Raw genomic sequence first — 13,807 nt, forward strand, 5'->3', positions numbered from 1 at the left:
CTGGAGAGTCAGCATGATCAAGTCGCGCGCCGCCGTTGCCTTCGAGGCCAAGAAGCCGCTGGAAATCGTAGAAGTCGATGTCGCCATGCCCAAGGCCGGTGAAGTATTGCTGCGCGTCGTCGCTTCCGGGGTTTGCCACACCGATGCCTACACCTTGTCCGGCGCAGACCCGGAAGGCATCTTCCCGTCGATCCTCGGCCATGAAGGTGGCGCCATCGTTGAAGCGATCGGCGAAGGCGTGACTTCGGTCGCCGTCGGCGATCACGTCATTCCGCTGTACACCCCGGAATGCGGCCAGTGCAAATTCTGCAAGTCGGGCAAGACCAACCTCTGCCAGGCGATTCGCGCCACCCAAGGCAAGGGCCTGATGCCGGATGGCACTTCGCGCTTTTCCTACAAGGGCGAAACGATTTTCCACTACATGGGCACTTCGACGTTTTCGGAGTACACCGTACTGCCGGAAATTTCCGTAGCGAAGATCTCCAAAGACGCGCCGCTGGAAAAGGTCTGCCTGCTCGGTTGCGGCGTCACCACCGGTATCGGCGCCGTGCTCAACACCGCCAAGGTCAAGCCGGGTGACACCGTGGCCATCTTCGGTCTCGGCGGTATCGGCTTGTCGGCCGTGATCGGCGCGGTGAAAGCCAAGGCTGCGCGGATCATCGCCATCGACATCAATCCAGCCAAGTTCGAAATCGCCAAACAACTCGGTGCCACCGATTGCGTGAACCCGAAAGACTTTGATCGTCCGATCCAGGAAGTAATCGTCGACATGACCGATGGCGGCGTCGACTTCTCCTTCGAGTGCATCGGCAATGTGCAACTGATGCGCGCTGCGCTTGAGTGCTGCCACAAAGGCTGGGGCGAGTCGGTCATCATCGGTGTCGCCGGTGCCGGCCAGGAAATCGCTACCCGTCCGTTCCAGTTGGTCACCGGTCGCGTCTGGCGCGGTTCGGCGTTCGGCGGCGTGCGTGGCCGTACTGAATTGCCGAGCTACGTCGACATGGCCCAGAGCGGCGAAATCCCGCTGGATACCTTCATCACCCACACCATGGGCCTGGAAGATATCAACAAGGCGTTCGACCTGATGCACGAAGGCAAGAGCATCCGCACCGTCATTCATTTCTAAGGAGCAGCGGCAAGCTACAAGCCACAAGCTGCAAGCAGGCGCAATTCCCTCTTGCAGCTTGAAGCTCGCATCTTGCGGCTGAAGTGCTATGAATCTGGAAAACATTTCCTGTCAGAAGAGTTTTGGTGGCTGGCACAAGCGTTATCGCCATCGCTCCGAAGTGCTTGATTGCGACATGGTCTTTGCCGTGTACCTGCCGCCACAAGCGGAGCAGGGCGGCAAGCTGCCGGTGTTGTACTGGTTGTCAGGCCTGACCTGCACCGATGAGAACTTCATGCAGAAGGCCGGTGCGATGCGCATGGCTGCCGAGCTCGGGTTGATCATCGTCGCCCCGGATACCAGTCCGCGTGGCGCGGATGTCCCGGATGATGCCGACAAAGCTTGGGATTTCGGTCTCGGCGCCGGGTTTTATCTGAACGCCACGCAGGAACCGTGGGCGCGGCACTATCAGATGCATGACTATGTCGTGCAGGAACTGCCTGCTCTGGTCGAAGCGCATTTCCCCGCTTCCGACAAACGCAGTATCAGCGGTCACTCCATGGGCGGCCACGGCGCATTGGTCTGCGCGCTGCGCAATCCCGGGCGTTATCAGTCAGTGTCGGCGTTCTCGCCGATTACCCATCCAATCGATTGCCCGTGGGGTCAGAAGGCCTTTTCCAACTATTTGGGCGAAGACCGTTCGAAGTGGAAGGAGTGGGACGCCTGTGTGCTGATCGCAGAGGCGACGGAGAAGTTGCCGTTGTTGGTCGATCAAGGTGATCGTGACGATTTCCTCGCCACCCAGCTGAAACCCGAAGCCCTGCAACACGCCGCAAAACAAGCGGGGCATCCGCTGGAGCTGCGCCTGCAACCGGGCTACGACCACAGCTATTTCTTCATCTCAAGCTTCATTGACGACCACTTGCAGCATCACGCACGCGCTCTGCGCGGTTAATGCAGGTAGAATCACGCCCTGACAAAAATCGGGGCGTTTTTTTATGCGTATTGGCCACGGCTACGATGTGCACCGTTTCGCTGAAGGCGATTTCATTACTCTGGGCGGCGTGCAAATTGCACACAGCTTCGGGCTGCTCGCTCATTCCGACGGTGACGTCCTGCTGCACGCCTTGAGCGATGCCTTGCTCGGCGCGGCGGCGCTGGGTGATATCGGCAAACACTTCCCGGACACCGATCCGCAATTCAAGGGCGCCGACAGCCGTGTGCTGTTGCGTCATGTGGTCAGTCTGATCCACGCCAAGGGCTGGAAAGTCGGCAACGTCGACAACACCATCGTTGCCCAGGCGCCAAAAATGGCGCCGCATATCGAATCGATGCGCGCGCTGATCGCGGCGGATCTTCAAGTTGAGTTGGATCAAGTGAACGTCAAAGCTACCACCACCGAAAAGCTTGGCTTTGTCGGTCGCGAAGAAGGCATCGCCGTGCACTCCGTTGCCTTGTTGCTGCGCGCATGAATGAACTGCAATTACTCGGCTCACGGGCCTATGGCGAACCCCTCGGCACAGCGGTACTGAAAGCCATCGCCGAAGATTTCCAGGTCGATGAAGTGCTGGATATTCCGTTCAGCGGTGACGGCGAACACCTGTGGATCTGGGTGGAAAAGCGCGGCCTCAATACCGAAGAAGCGGCGCGGCGTATTGCCAAGGCAGCCGGCGTGCCGTTGCGTACCGTCAGCTATGCCGGGCTGAAGGACCGTCAGGCCCTGACCCGACAGTGGTTCAGCGTGCAGTTGCCGGGCAAGGCCGATCCGGATCTGTCGGCCGCGGAAAACGACACGCTGAAGATCCTCAAGACCACGCGCCACAAGCGCAAGCTGCAACGCGGTGCGCATTCGGCCAACGGTTTCACCCTGCGCCTGACGCAATTCAATGGCGACAAAGATGCGATTGAACAGCGGCTGCAACTGATCGCCAAACAAGGCATCCCCAATTATTTCGGCGCCCAGCGCTTCGGCCATGACGGCGGCAACGTTGTCGATGCCCGGGCGTGGGCGGCGCGCAAGGCTTTGCCGGAACAGCGCAATGTGCGTTCGCGGTTGCTGTCGACGGCGCGTAGCTTTCTGTTCAACCAAGTGCTCGCGTCGCGCGTCGCCGAAGGCACCTGGAACACCGCACTGGTGGGCGATCTGTTGGCCTTTACTGACAGCCGCAGCTTTTTCCCGGCCGGCGAAGCCGAATGCAGCGACCCGCGTCTGGCGATTCTCGACCTGCACCCGACCGGTCCGCAGTGGGGCGAAGGTGACTCGCCCACCGCTGGCGCAGTCCATGAACTGGAGCAGGCGATCGCCGCCCGCGAAGCGGATCTGCGCGACTGGTTGATCCACGCCGGCATGAGCCATGAACGTCGCATCCTGCGGCTGCCCATTGGCGGGTTGACGTGGCATTATCCCCAACCTGACATTCTGCAACTGGAATTCGTCCTCCCGGCCGGATGCTTTGCCACCGTATTGGTGCGCGAGCTCGTTGATCTGGTGCCGGTGGGGCAGACGGACAGCCCATGCGTATTCTGATTTCTAACGACGATGGGGTAACCGCGCCCGGTCTCGCCGCGCTTTATGCTGCGCTGGCGGATTACACCGAATGCGTGGTTATCGCCCCGGAGCAGGACAAAAGCGGCGCCAGCAGTTCGCTGACGCTCGACCGTCCGCTGCACCCGCAATACCTGGCCAACGGCTTTATCAGCCTCAACGGCACACCGACCGATTGCATTCACCTGGGCCTTAACGGCTTGCTTGAGCGCGAAGCGGACATGGTGGTATCCGGCATTAATCTGGGCGCCAATCTTGGTGACGACGTGCTGTATTCCGGAACCGTGGCGGCAGCGCTGGAAGGACGATTTCTCGAGCGCCCATCGTTTGCCTTCTCCCTGGTCTCGCGTCAGGTGGACAACCTGCCGACAGCGGCCTACTTTGCGCGCAAACTGGTCGAGGCCCACGCCGGGCTGGATCTGCCACCGCGCACGGTGCTCAACGTGAACATTCCCAATCTGCCCATCGATCACATCCGTGGCATTCAGTTGACCCGCCTCGGTCATCGCGCCCGCGCGGCGGCGCCGATGAAAGTGGTCGATCCGCGCGGCAAGGCCGGTTACTGGATTGCCGCTGCCGGCGACGCTGAAGACGGCGGCCCGGGCACCGATTTTCATGCCGTGATGCAGGGCTATGTGTCCATCACGCCGTTGCAGCTCGATCGCACCTTCAATGATGCCTTCAGAAGTCTGGATGGCTGGCTGGGAGGGCTGAGCTGATGCGCGAACACGACGACCGCCTGCGCAGCGGCATAGGCATGACCTCCCAACGTACGCGCGAGCGCCTGATCCAGCGTCTATATGAAGAAGGCGTGTCGAACGCCAAGGTGCTGGAAGTGATCCGCCGCACGCCGCGTCATCTGTTTGTCGATGAGGCGCTGGCACATCGCGCTTATGAAGACACCGCGCTGCCGATCGGCAACAACCAGACCATTTCCCAGCCTTATATGGTGGCGCGCATGAGCGAGCTGCTGCTGGAGGCCGGCCCGCTGGATAAAGTGTTGGAGATCGGCACCGGTTCCGGCTACCAGACGGCGGTGTTGTCGCAACTGGTCGAACGGGTGTTTTCGGTCGAACGCATCAAGGTGCTGCAGGATCGCGCCAAGGAGCGTCTGGTCGAGCTGAACCTGCGCAACGTGGTGTTTCGCTGGGGCGATGGCTGGGAAGGCTGGCCGGCGCTGGCACCATACAACGGCATCATCGTCACCGCCGTTGCCACCGATGTACCGCAAGCTTTGCTGGATCAACTGGCCCCCGGTGGGCGCATGGTGATTCCGGTCGGCTCCGGTGAAGTGCAACAACTGATGCTGATCGTGCGCGAAGAACATGGCTTTTCCCGACACGTTCTGGGCGCTGTACGTTTCGTGCCGTTGCTCAACGGGCCACTGGCCTGAGCATTTGCGAGCAGGCGCTGAATTCCTTTCAACGGCGCCGGTCTTACACCGGCAGCCAGAGTTTAAACGCAGCGTACTTGCCCCTGGCAAACGTGTGCGTCCGGTGATTTCGCTTCATTAAAGGTAAAGCCGGTTCGGCCCGTTATACTTGCGACACCTCATGCCGCAATGCGGCATTCAGAATTTTTAAGCCACCACAAAGGGAGCGGCGGGTGAGTCTCACAGTCATTGCGCAGCGTATGGGTAACACGAGCTTTCAGCGCCTGGTGACTGGCCTTGTCTTGAGCACCTTGCTGGTCGGTTGCTCCAGCACCAAATCGAGCAACGTGCGCGTTGTTGATCGCAACAATGCGGTGGCGCAACGTCCTACCGTTACCACCGGGCAATATGTAGTCCGTCCCGGCGATACCTTGTTTTCGATCGCCTTTCGTTACGGCTGGGACTACAAAACCCTCGCCGCCCGGAACAATATTCCTACGCCGTATACGATCCATCCGGGTCAGACAATTCGCTTCGACGGGCGCAGCGGTTCAACGCCGACAGCGGTGGTGAGCAACTCCAGTTCCTCGCCTTCTTCGTCGAGTAAAACCACAGTAATCCGGCGCCAGGCGAATGGCACCACAACCACTACAACCACCGGTTCCAAAGGGGTTGTACCGTCCGTCGCGAGCAAACCTGCACCCGCTCCACTGCCTCCGGCAGGCCCGGCCCCGACCGGCTGGGGATGGCCATCTAATGGCGTTCTGATTGGAAAATTCTCTTCAAACGGTAGTTTGAATAAAGGAATTGATATCGCCGGAGATTTGGGACAGCCTGTTTTAGCTGCGTCTGATGGGACGGTCGTATACGCCGGGAGTGGCTTAAGGGGCTACGGCGAATTGGTCATCATCAAACACAGCGAAACCTACGTCAGTGCTTACGGACATAACCGCAGGCTGTTGGTTCGGGAGGGGCAGCAGGTCAAGGTCGGACAGACAATTGCCGAAATGGGGTCAACGGGTACAGACCGGGTGAAACTGCATTTTGAGATTCGCCGCCAAGGTAAACCAGTGGATCCGCTGCAGTTCCTGCCAAGACGTTGATTTGAAGGCCAGCCTGTTCCGTCGCGTAGAGGGGACAGGCTCCAGCGTTGCCAAGGATAAAGGCGTCGCTTGAGCTTGGGGTCGAACTCACCAAAGGACTATAACAATGGCTCTCAGTAAAGAAGTGCCGGAGTTTGACATCGACGATGAGGTTCTCCTTATGGAGACCGGCATCGATTCGGATTCGATGTTGAATGATGAAGGGGCTGCTCCACCTTCCGTTCGTTCCAAATCCAGACACTCCGCCACACTCAAACAACATAAATACATCGACTACACTCGGGCACTTGATGCCACGCAGCTGTATCTCAACGAAATCGGCTTTTCCCCTCTGCTCTCCCCGGAAGAAGAAGTTCATTTTGCGCGCTTGTCGCAAAGTGGCGATCCTGCCGGGCGCAAGCGCATGATCGAAAGTAACCTGCGGCTGGTCGTCAAGATCGCCCGGCGTTACGTCAATCGGGGGCTGTCGCTGCTGGATCTGATCGAAGAGGGCAACCTCGGCCTGATCCGCGCGGTGGAAAAGTTCGATCCGGAGCGCGGCTTCCGCTTCTCGACCTACGCAACCTGGTGGATCCGTCAGACCATCGAGCGCGCGATCATGAATCAGACCCGGACCATCCGGCTGCCGATACATGTGGTCAAGGAGCTCAACGTCTACCTGCGCGCCGCACGTGAGCTGACGCAAAAACTCGACCACGAACCTTCACCCGAAGAAATCGCCAACCTGCTGGAGAAACCGGTGGGGGAGGTCAAGCGCATGCTGGGTCTCAACGAAAGGGTTTCTTCGGTCGACGTCTCGCTGGGTCCGGATTCGGATAAAACCCTGCTGGACACACTCACTGACGATCGTCCGACCGATCCGTGCGAACTGTTGCAGGACGATGATCTGTCGCAGAGCATCGATCAATGGCTGTCGGAGCTGACCGACAAGCAGCGCGAGGTGGTGATTCGCCGCTTCGGCCTGCGTGGTCACGAAAGCAGCACGCTGGAAGATGTCGGCCTGGAGATCGGCCTGACCCGCGAGCGGGTACGGCAGATTCAGGTGGAAGGGCTCAAGCGCCTTCGCGAGATCCTTGAAAAGAACGGCCTGTCGAGCGAGTCGCTGTTTCAATAAGCGCCTTCTCCTCCGCCCGCAAAAGCCCCGGCTGATTCAATCAGTCGGGGCTTTTTTGTTTTTCGCGTGCAGCAAATCGGGCTTTCGGCAGCCACCAGACAAGCGGTCGTCAATTTCTGAATTTGTAGTCTCGCGCTGTAAGCCTTTGCTTACTGTGTCGTAAGTGTTCGTTATTTTTACACTTCGGTGGAAGGCGATCGCGCTCACTCTCAGTGAGCAACCTTTTGATTTTGTTAATTATTTCGTAAATGTTATGTCCTTGTGACAGCGCGAGCGCGCGCCGAAGGCCAATTGCTCCTCTCCAGAAACTCTCTAATATCTCAACTGTGTCGACGGACAGACACGCCCTTCACGGAAGAGGGGAACGGACATCGCAGGAGGCGATTCATCAGGACGATGAAAAGGAATACAGGGAATAGGGAAAAAATGTGGGCGGGTCATACCGCCCCTTTTTTCGTCTGCAGAAAAGCAGAATCTGCAAAAGCAAAAAGGCCCGCAAGGGGCCTTTCAGTCGAGCGCGGGGTAGATCAGCGTTCGAGGTCTTTGATCTTGCCTTTGACACCATCCCACTCTTCAGCATCAGGCAGCGATTCTTTCTTTTCGGTGATGTTCGGCCAGATATCCGCCAGCTCGGCATTGAGCTCGATGAAGTTTTCCATGCCGCTTGGGATCTCGTCTTCCGAGAAGATCGCCACAGCCGGGCATTCTGGTTCACACAGCGCGCAGTCGATGCACTCGTCCGGGTGAATCACCAGGAAGTTCGGGCCTTCGTAAAAGCAGTCCACCGGACAGACTTCTACGCAGTCGGTGTACTTGCACTTGATGCAGTTGTCGGTGACGACGAAGGTCATTTCTAATTTTCTCCTCAGGCGGCGGCAGCGTTGCCCCTTCACGGTTGGGGTCGCCAGGTTCGGGAGCGATACCTGCTGACCAGGCTATGAGCCAGCAGCATCCCGAACCGCGCGAGATTCTAACAGCTTGAAGCGAATTGCGTTATATCCGCTTCTTCAGTGCTTATATCCGGTTCTTCAGTGCATAGAGCATTTCCAGCGCACGGCGTGGCGTCATGTCGTCCAGATCCACTTTCGCCAATTCATCGAGCACCGGATGTGGCAGTGAGGCGAACATGTCGCTTTGCTGCGGTGTCGACGGCTTGCCCTTGGCCGCCGGTTTCGGCGCCTCGTGGGGCAGGGCAGTGTCTTCCAGGCGACTCAGATGCTCGCGCGCTCGCAGAATCACCTCGCTCGGCACGCCGGCCAGTTGTGCGACTGCCAAGCCATAGCTCTGACTGGCAGGCCCAGGCAGAACATGGTGCAGGAACACGATCCGTTCGTTGTGCTCGGTGGCATTGAGATGCACGTTAGCGACAAGAGGTTCGGCTTCCGGCAGCACGGTCAGCTCAAAATAGTGCGTAGCAAACAGGGTGTAGGCGCGCAAATGGGCCAAGCGCTCGGCCGCCGCCCACGCCAGCGACAGACCGTCAAAGGTGCTGGTACCGCGCCCGACTTCGTCCATCAGCACCAGACTGCGCTCGGTCGCGTTATGCAGGATGTTGGCGGTTTCGCTCATCTCGACCATGAAGGTCGAGCGACCGCCGGCCAGATCATCGCTTGAGCCGATACGGGTGAAGATGCGGTCGACCAGCGACAACTCGCAACTGGCGGCCGGCACGAAACTGCCGATATGCGCCAGCAGCACGATCAACGCGGTTTGCCGCATGTAAGTGGATTTACCGCCCATGTTCGGGCCGGTGATGACCAGCATGCGCGTGTTGTCATCCAGGCTCAGATCGTTGGCCACGAACGGCGTGGTCAGCACTTGCTCGACCACAGGGTGACGACCCTGGGTGATGCGCATGCACGGCTCGCTGACGAAACGCGGGCAATTGAGGTCGAGATTCAGCGCACGCTCGGCAAGGTTGCTCAGCACATCCAGTTCGGCCAATGCGCCGGCGGTGTCCTGCAGCGGTGGCAGCTGGCTGATCAAGTCTTCGAGCAGCGCTTCGTAAAGCATCTTTTCCCGAGCCAGCGCGCGGCTCTTGGCGGAAAGTGCCTTGTCTTCGAATTCTTTCAGCTCGGGCGTGATGAAGCGCTCGGCGCCTTTGAGCGTCTGCCGGCGGATATAGTCGGCCGGCGCCGATTCAGCCTGCTTGCTCGGCAGTTCGATGAAGTAGCCGTGGATACGGTTGTAGCCGACTTTGAGGTTGGCCAGACCAGTACGGGCTTTCTCCCGGGCTTCGAGATCAATGAGGAACTGGCCGGCGTTTTCGCTCAGTGATTGCAGTTCATCGAGTTCGCTGTCGTAACCGGTTTTCAGCACGCCGCCGTCGCGGATCACCGCAGGCGGGTTGTCGATAATGGCTTTTGCCAGCAGCGCCGCCAGTTCCGGATAGGTGCTCGTGGTGGCTGCCAGATGCTGCAGGTGCGGCGCTTCCAGATCGGTCATCGCCACTTGCAGTTCGGGCAGTGCGCCGAGTGCGTCACGCAGACGCGCAAGGTCACGTGGTCGTGCATTGCGCAGACCGATACGCGCCAGAATCCGCTCGATATCGCCGATTTCCTTGAGCTGCGGTTGCAGCTTTTCGAAGCGGTAGCCGTCGAGCAGGCAGCGGATCGAGGTCTGACGCGCCAGCAACACGGTGAGATCGCGCAACGGCCGGTTCAGCCAACGAGTCAGCAAGCGGCTGCCCATGGCGGTCTGGCAGCGATCGACCACCGATTGCAGCGTGTTGTCGCGGCCACCGGCCAGGTTGGTGTCGAGTTCCAGATTGCGCCGGCTGGCGCCGTCGAGCACCACGGTGTCATCGAGACGTTCGTGACGCAGGCTGCGCAAGTGGGGCAGGGCGGTGCGCTGGGTTTCCTTGGCGTAGGCCAGCAGGCAGCCGGCAGCGCCGATGGCCAGGGTCAGGTTTTCGCAGCCGAAGCCTTTCAGGTCTTGGGTGGAAAACTGCTGGCAGAGACTTTTCAGCGCCGAATCACGCTCGAAATCCCACGGCGCGCGACGGCGTACGCCACGGCGTTTTTCCGCCGGCAGGTCTTTTGGCCAGTCATCCGGAATCAGCAATTCCACCGGGTTGACCCGCTCCAGTTCCGCCAGCAGGTTTTCCCAGCCTTTGATCTCGAGCACGGTGAAGTTGCCGCTGGTGATGTCCAGCACCGCCAGACCGAATAGACGCTCATCGCCCAATACCGCTGCAATCAGGTTATCGCGGCGTTCATCCAGCAGCGCCTCATCACTGACCGTCCCCGGCGTGATGATCCTTACGACCTGGCGCTCCACCGGGCCTTTGCTGGTGGCCGGGTCACCGACCTGCTCACATATCACCACCGACTCGCCGAGCTTGACCAGTTTTGCCAGGTACCCTTCCGCCGCGTGGTAAGGAATCCCACACATCGGAATCGCCTGACCCGCCGACTGCCCGCGCGCGGTCAGGGTGATGTCCAGCAATTTGGCGGCTTTCTTCGCATCTTCGTAGAAGATTTCGTAGAAATCGCCCATGCGATAGAACATCAGCTGGTCTGGGTGCTGATTCTTCAGGCGCCAGTATTGCTGCATCATCGGAGTGTGGGAGGACAGGTCTGAAATAGCTTTATTCATCAGTAGGTTAGCGTTAATCGTAAGGATAGGTGGGGCAGAAATGGGGCAAATAATAAAACAGCCTGATATTTATTTTCGAATGGTGCTGTTCTTTTATTGTCCCAGTCACTAGCATGAGTTGAACGAGGTTAACACGGTGAGAAAATGTCGTCCTCGGGAGCTATGGAGAAGGGGTGTTTCGTCGGACTATGTTGCTTGATGCCAATCTGCTACGTAGACTTCCGCCCCCAAGGCGAGAACGCTTACCTATGTAAGGATAGGTAAGCGTTTTTGCGGTCCGCCATGCACGGTAGAGATCGCGAAAATTATGGCAAGGAAAGCCGTTCAAAGGAGGGTTTATGCCCGTTCCCCAGCTTGCGACCGCAGGCATCACAGATAGGATCCAGGCGCTTAGCGACCAGGAAACCAAACGTCCTTTTGACGTTAAGTCTATCGAGCGTGATATCGAGCGTCTGAAAGCTATTAGCGCTGCCGAAGCTTTTATGCTATCCGGTATGCTTAAAGCAGCACTTGGCGAATATGAGGCTTCTAAGGAACTTCATCTTAAAAGCTTGCGCTTATCTATGAATGAGGTCGTGTTGGTTAACTACGGCATCTCATTGAGAATGCTCGGTAGGTACACCGAGGCTAAAGTTTATTTTCTTAAAGCTTTAGAAAGATCGCCAGGCTCTTCAGAAATACTCGAAAAAATTGTCCGTACGAGCACTTTTGTTTGTGACTACGAAGATCTTGAAAAGATTGTCGCGGGTTTTGCGAAAGCAAATCCAACTTTTGTCATAGAGGATATGCCTTGTATGGCCAAAGCACGATCTGTTATCAGCCATCTGGAAGAGATGAATATTTCTTTGTCGGAATATAGGTTGGTTGGTGGATTTATTGAGCAGGCAATGATTGAATTTGGACTTGTTGCAAATTTTATGCATGAGAAGCTCAGCAACTTCGACGGGGTAAAACATGTTTACATCGAAATTCCGTTGCCTGTAAGGGATGCTGCGCAGTTAGTTGCAATCAATGATCGTGTTGCTGAGTTAGTGCTCGGTTGTGACGATATTTTAAGCTGGGATAGATTGGTAGTGAACTTCATTGATCGTCGCTCAGTCCTATCATCCGCGGTAGCGTAAAAGGATTTGCGGTATGCCAGTAAGTTATGAAGATATTAGCAATGTAGCATTGACGTTGCTGAACACTGTACCCGGTACAGAGGCCGAGCGACGTAGTGCTATATCGCGTGCGTACTACGGTTTGTATCATGTCTCGCTCGAGTATGCTGATTCGATAAGTGTGCCTCCAGTTTCCGACGTAAGAGGGCCAGTTCACGCCACTCTCGGGGCGTACTATCAAAACCATATGCACGCTGATAAACAGGTCAGAATGCATTTGAAACAGATTGGTTGGTCCCTGAAGAGTCTGCATGAGTTGCGTTGCAAATCAGATTATCATCTGGATGCTACGGTCACTCATATTGATGCTGAAGCAGTATATCTTCGCTGCGCATCTAAAATTGCATTGGTACAGCAACTTATGTCCTCAAAGGCGGCATGAAAAAAAGGAGCTTCGGCTCCTTTTTCTATTTTTCGCACCTGGTATCAAAGTCGTTTAGTTAGACATCAATTTCGATATTCCTTTCCAGATATGGGTGATCTCAGTGTTTGAGGCGTCGTCCATCCATTTCGCATAGACGTCCACGAGCATAGAGAAGTCTTTGTGCCCCATCTGTTTCGCAATGAACGCCAAATTTCCGCGTGCAGTCAGGCACCAACAGGCGTAAGTATGTCGTGTCTGGTATGGGCGGCGGGGGCGTATCTCTGACCGCCTCTGAATCGCTGACCACTTCGTATTCCATGATGTTGGGACATACCACTGATTTATGGTTTTTTTTCTAGCTTGGGTCGTCGGGGACAGTAATGGAGTTACCGTTTCTATGCGGCTCTCATGCCGATTCATATAGATGTCGATTTGCAGCGGTTCATGATTGGTGACAAGACCGATAAGGGTCTTACACGCGTCGAGGGCAGGCGGCATCAAAAACACGGTGCGAGGCTTTCCTGTCTTGGGTACTTTGAAGGTGCCATCTGCAGTGATCGCCCTGGTTATTTGCAGCTGCCCGGATTCGAGGTCAATATCTTCCACTGCGAGCCCGCATAGCTCCCCGGGCCGAAGCCCCGTGTAAACGGCGAGTGTGATCGCAGCTGAATCCTGAACGTGTAAACAGCCTTTACTGATCAGCTGGTCGAACTCTGCCTTTGTCAGCGGATCTGGCTCTCGTCCGGTCATCGCGAAGCGGACGCAAGCCGCCGCCAATCCCTCACGGCAATATTGATTGTCTTCACACCACGCTAAGAAGCCGGCAAAGGTCGCCAGGTAATGGTTCGCCGTCGACGGCGCCCTAGTGGCGATGAGTTGAGTCCTCAGCCGCTGTATATCTTCGGGTAATAGGATGCCCGCCAAGCGTTCCGAGCCGAGCAGATCGGCGCAAATATCCAATGCGTAGCCGTATTTTTCTTCGGTCATCGGAGTGATGTCGACAGCCTTAAGCGGCTTGTAACGTTCCATCAACGCTCCGATCCGCTCGTCTTTAACCGCGGTGTAGTTGGCCGCGTTTTTGGAGTTTGGAAAATGGCGACCGTATTCAAAATGTCCCGTTTTGATCTCGTGAATAATTGCCGCCCTGAGCAGGGCGGCGTGCTTGATGTTAGCCTTGGTTACAGGCAGTCCAAGGGTTTCGCGGCAGCGAATCCGCCGCCACATGAACACCACGCGAATGCTCCCGCCGTGTATTTCAATCCCTTTATGTTTAGCCAGCTCTGCCTCTAGGCCGCTTGTTGCGGTGCGCTCTCGGCCCACTTGTCATACTCCGTCATGTTAATAGCGATTCGGCCGTCTGGTGTTTTGCGCCAAACACGACCTTGTGCCCAGGTACCGTTCTTCACTTTGTGGCGTATCGCGTCTTCGCTATAGCCAGTCAGTTCAG

At 57.1% G+C, this 13,807-nt stretch carries 13 protein-coding genes; 10 read left to right on the top strand and 3 right to left on the bottom strand.

Annotated features, from left to right (window positions below; all coding sequences use genetic code 11):
- Nucleotides 1-13: 13 nt before the first annotated feature.
- The 8 genes from AB4N73_RS00445 to rpoS all read left to right on the top strand — a co-directional run bounded on the left by AB4N73_RS00445 (nucleotide 14) and on the right by rpoS (nucleotide 7,239).
- Complete coding sequence (locus AB4N73_RS00445) at nucleotides 14-1,126, top strand: S-(hydroxymethyl)glutathione dehydrogenase/class III alcohol dehydrogenase (RefSeq protein WP_007908835.1); 1,113 nt, start codon at nucleotides 14-16, stop codon at nucleotides 1,124-1,126.
- 88 nt (nucleotides 1,127-1,214) lie between these two features.
- A complete protein-coding gene (fghA, locus tag AB4N73_RS00450) occupies nucleotides 1,215-2,060 on the top strand; it encodes an S-formylglutathione hydrolase (protein WP_056783229.1) in 846 nt (281 codons plus the stop codon).
- Nucleotides 2,061-2,103: 43 nt separating this feature from the next.
- The gene (gene ispF / locus AB4N73_RS00455) at nucleotides 2,104-2,577 is read left to right on the top strand and encodes a 2-C-methyl-D-erythritol 2,4-cyclodiphosphate synthase (RefSeq protein WP_016771456.1); all 474 of its coding nucleotides are present in this window, start codon (nucleotides 2,104-2,106) and stop codon (nucleotides 2,575-2,577) included.
- A complete protein-coding gene (gene truD, locus AB4N73_RS00460) occupies nucleotides 2,574-3,632 on the top strand; it encodes a tRNA pseudouridine(13) synthase TruD (protein WP_460142782.1) in 1,059 nt (352 codons plus the stop codon). Before ispF ends, truD begins: the two co-directional genes overlap by 4 nt.
- Nucleotides 3,620-4,369, top strand: a complete 750-nt coding sequence (gene surE / locus AB4N73_RS00465; protein WP_024011837.1) for a 5'/3'-nucleotidase SurE — start codon at nucleotides 3,620-3,622, stop codon at nucleotides 4,367-4,369. The genes truD and surE overlap by 13 nt, the downstream gene beginning before the upstream one ends.
- Nucleotides 4,370-4,407: 38 nt before the next feature.
- Complete coding sequence (locus tag AB4N73_RS00470) at nucleotides 4,408-5,043, top strand: protein-L-isoaspartate(D-aspartate) O-methyltransferase (protein WP_160768345.1); 636 nt, start codon at nucleotides 4,408-4,410, stop codon at nucleotides 5,041-5,043.
- A gap of 212 nt (nucleotides 5,044-5,255) precedes the next feature.
- Nucleotides 5,256-6,125 (top strand): peptidoglycan DD-metalloendopeptidase family protein, encoded by an 870-nt coding sequence (locus AB4N73_RS00475; RefSeq protein WP_041478115.1) that lies wholly within the window; start codon nucleotides 5,256-5,258, stop codon nucleotides 6,123-6,125.
- A gap of 106 nt (nucleotides 6,126-6,231) precedes the next feature.
- A complete protein-coding gene (rpoS, locus tag AB4N73_RS00480; protein ID WP_016771451.1) occupies nucleotides 6,232-7,239 on the top strand; it encodes an RNA polymerase sigma factor RpoS in 1,008 nt (335 codons plus the stop codon).
- 527 nt (nucleotides 7,240-7,766) lie between these two features.
- Here rpoS and fdxA read toward each other — a convergent pair.
- Nucleotides 7,767-8,090, bottom strand: coding sequence for a ferredoxin FdxA (gene fdxA, locus AB4N73_RS00485; RefSeq protein WP_150636333.1), 324 nt, complete (start codon nucleotides 8,088-8,090; stop codon nucleotides 7,767-7,769).
- A 163-nt stretch (nucleotides 8,091-8,253) separates the two neighbouring features.
- On the bottom strand, nucleotides 8,254-10,824 hold the full coding sequence (mutS, locus tag AB4N73_RS00490; protein ID WP_200890491.1) for a DNA mismatch repair protein MutS: 2,571 nt from the start codon (nucleotides 10,822-10,824) through the stop codon (nucleotides 8,254-8,256).
- A gap of 350 nt (nucleotides 10,825-11,174) precedes the next feature.
- Between mutS and AB4N73_RS00495 the strand changes: the two genes are divergently transcribed.
- Both AB4N73_RS00495 and AB4N73_RS00500 read left to right on the top strand, forming a co-directional pair.
- Entirely contained in the window at nucleotides 11,175-11,957 is a 783-nt protein-coding gene (locus AB4N73_RS00495) for a tetratricopeptide repeat protein (protein ID WP_460142783.1), read from the top strand.
- Nucleotides 11,958-11,970: 13 nt separating this feature from the next.
- On the top strand, nucleotides 11,971-12,378 hold the full coding sequence (locus AB4N73_RS00500; RefSeq protein WP_460142784.1) for a hypothetical protein: 408 nt from the start codon (nucleotides 11,971-11,973) through the stop codon (nucleotides 12,376-12,378).
- A 54-nt stretch (nucleotides 12,379-12,432) separates the two neighbouring features.
- Here the strand turns inward: AB4N73_RS00500 and AB4N73_RS00505 are convergent, their stop codons facing one another.
- The gene (locus AB4N73_RS00505; protein ID WP_460142785.1) at nucleotides 12,433-13,680 is read right to left on the bottom strand and encodes an Arm DNA-binding domain-containing protein; all 1,248 of its coding nucleotides are present in this window, start codon (nucleotides 13,678-13,680) and stop codon (nucleotides 12,433-12,435) included.
- Between the last annotated feature and the right edge of the window lie 127 nt (nucleotides 13,681-13,807).

The organism is Pseudomonas sp. S3_B08 (assembly GCF_054667725.1).

Bases quoted from the DNA above. Each gene is read 5' to 3' on its own strand.
- AB4N73_RS00445 (WP_007908835.1), top strand. From the start codon at position 14: ATGATCAAGTCGCGCGCCGCCGTTGCCTTCGAGGCCAAGAAGCCGCTG.
- fghA (WP_056783229.1), top strand. From the start codon at position 1,215: ATGAATCTGGAAAACATTTCCTGTCAGAAGAGTTTTGGTGGCTGGCAC.
- ispF (WP_016771456.1), top strand. From the start codon at position 2,104: ATGCGTATTGGCCACGGCTACGATGTGCACCGTTTCGCTGAAGGCGAT.
- truD (WP_460142782.1), top strand. From the start codon at position 2,574: ATGAATGAACTGCAATTACTCGGCTCACGGGCCTATGGCGAACCCCTC.
- surE (WP_024011837.1), top strand. From the start codon at position 3,620: ATGCGTATTCTGATTTCTAACGACGATGGGGTAACCGCGCCCGGTCTC.
- AB4N73_RS00470 (WP_160768345.1), top strand. From the start codon at position 4,408: ATGACCTCCCAACGTACGCGCGAGCGCCTGATCCAGCGTCTATATGAA.
- rpoS (WP_016771451.1), top strand. From the start codon at position 6,232: ATGGCTCTCAGTAAAGAAGTGCCGGAGTTTGACATCGACGATGAGGTT.
- fdxA (WP_150636333.1), bottom strand. From the start codon at position 8,090: ATGACCTTCGTCGTCACCGACAACTGCATCAAGTGCAAGTACACCGAC.
- AB4N73_RS00495 (WP_460142783.1), top strand. From the start codon at position 11,175: ATGCCCGTTCCCCAGCTTGCGACCGCAGGCATCACAGATAGGATCCAG.
- AB4N73_RS00500 (WP_460142784.1), top strand. From the start codon at position 11,971: ATGCCAGTAAGTTATGAAGATATTAGCAATGTAGCATTGACGTTGCTG.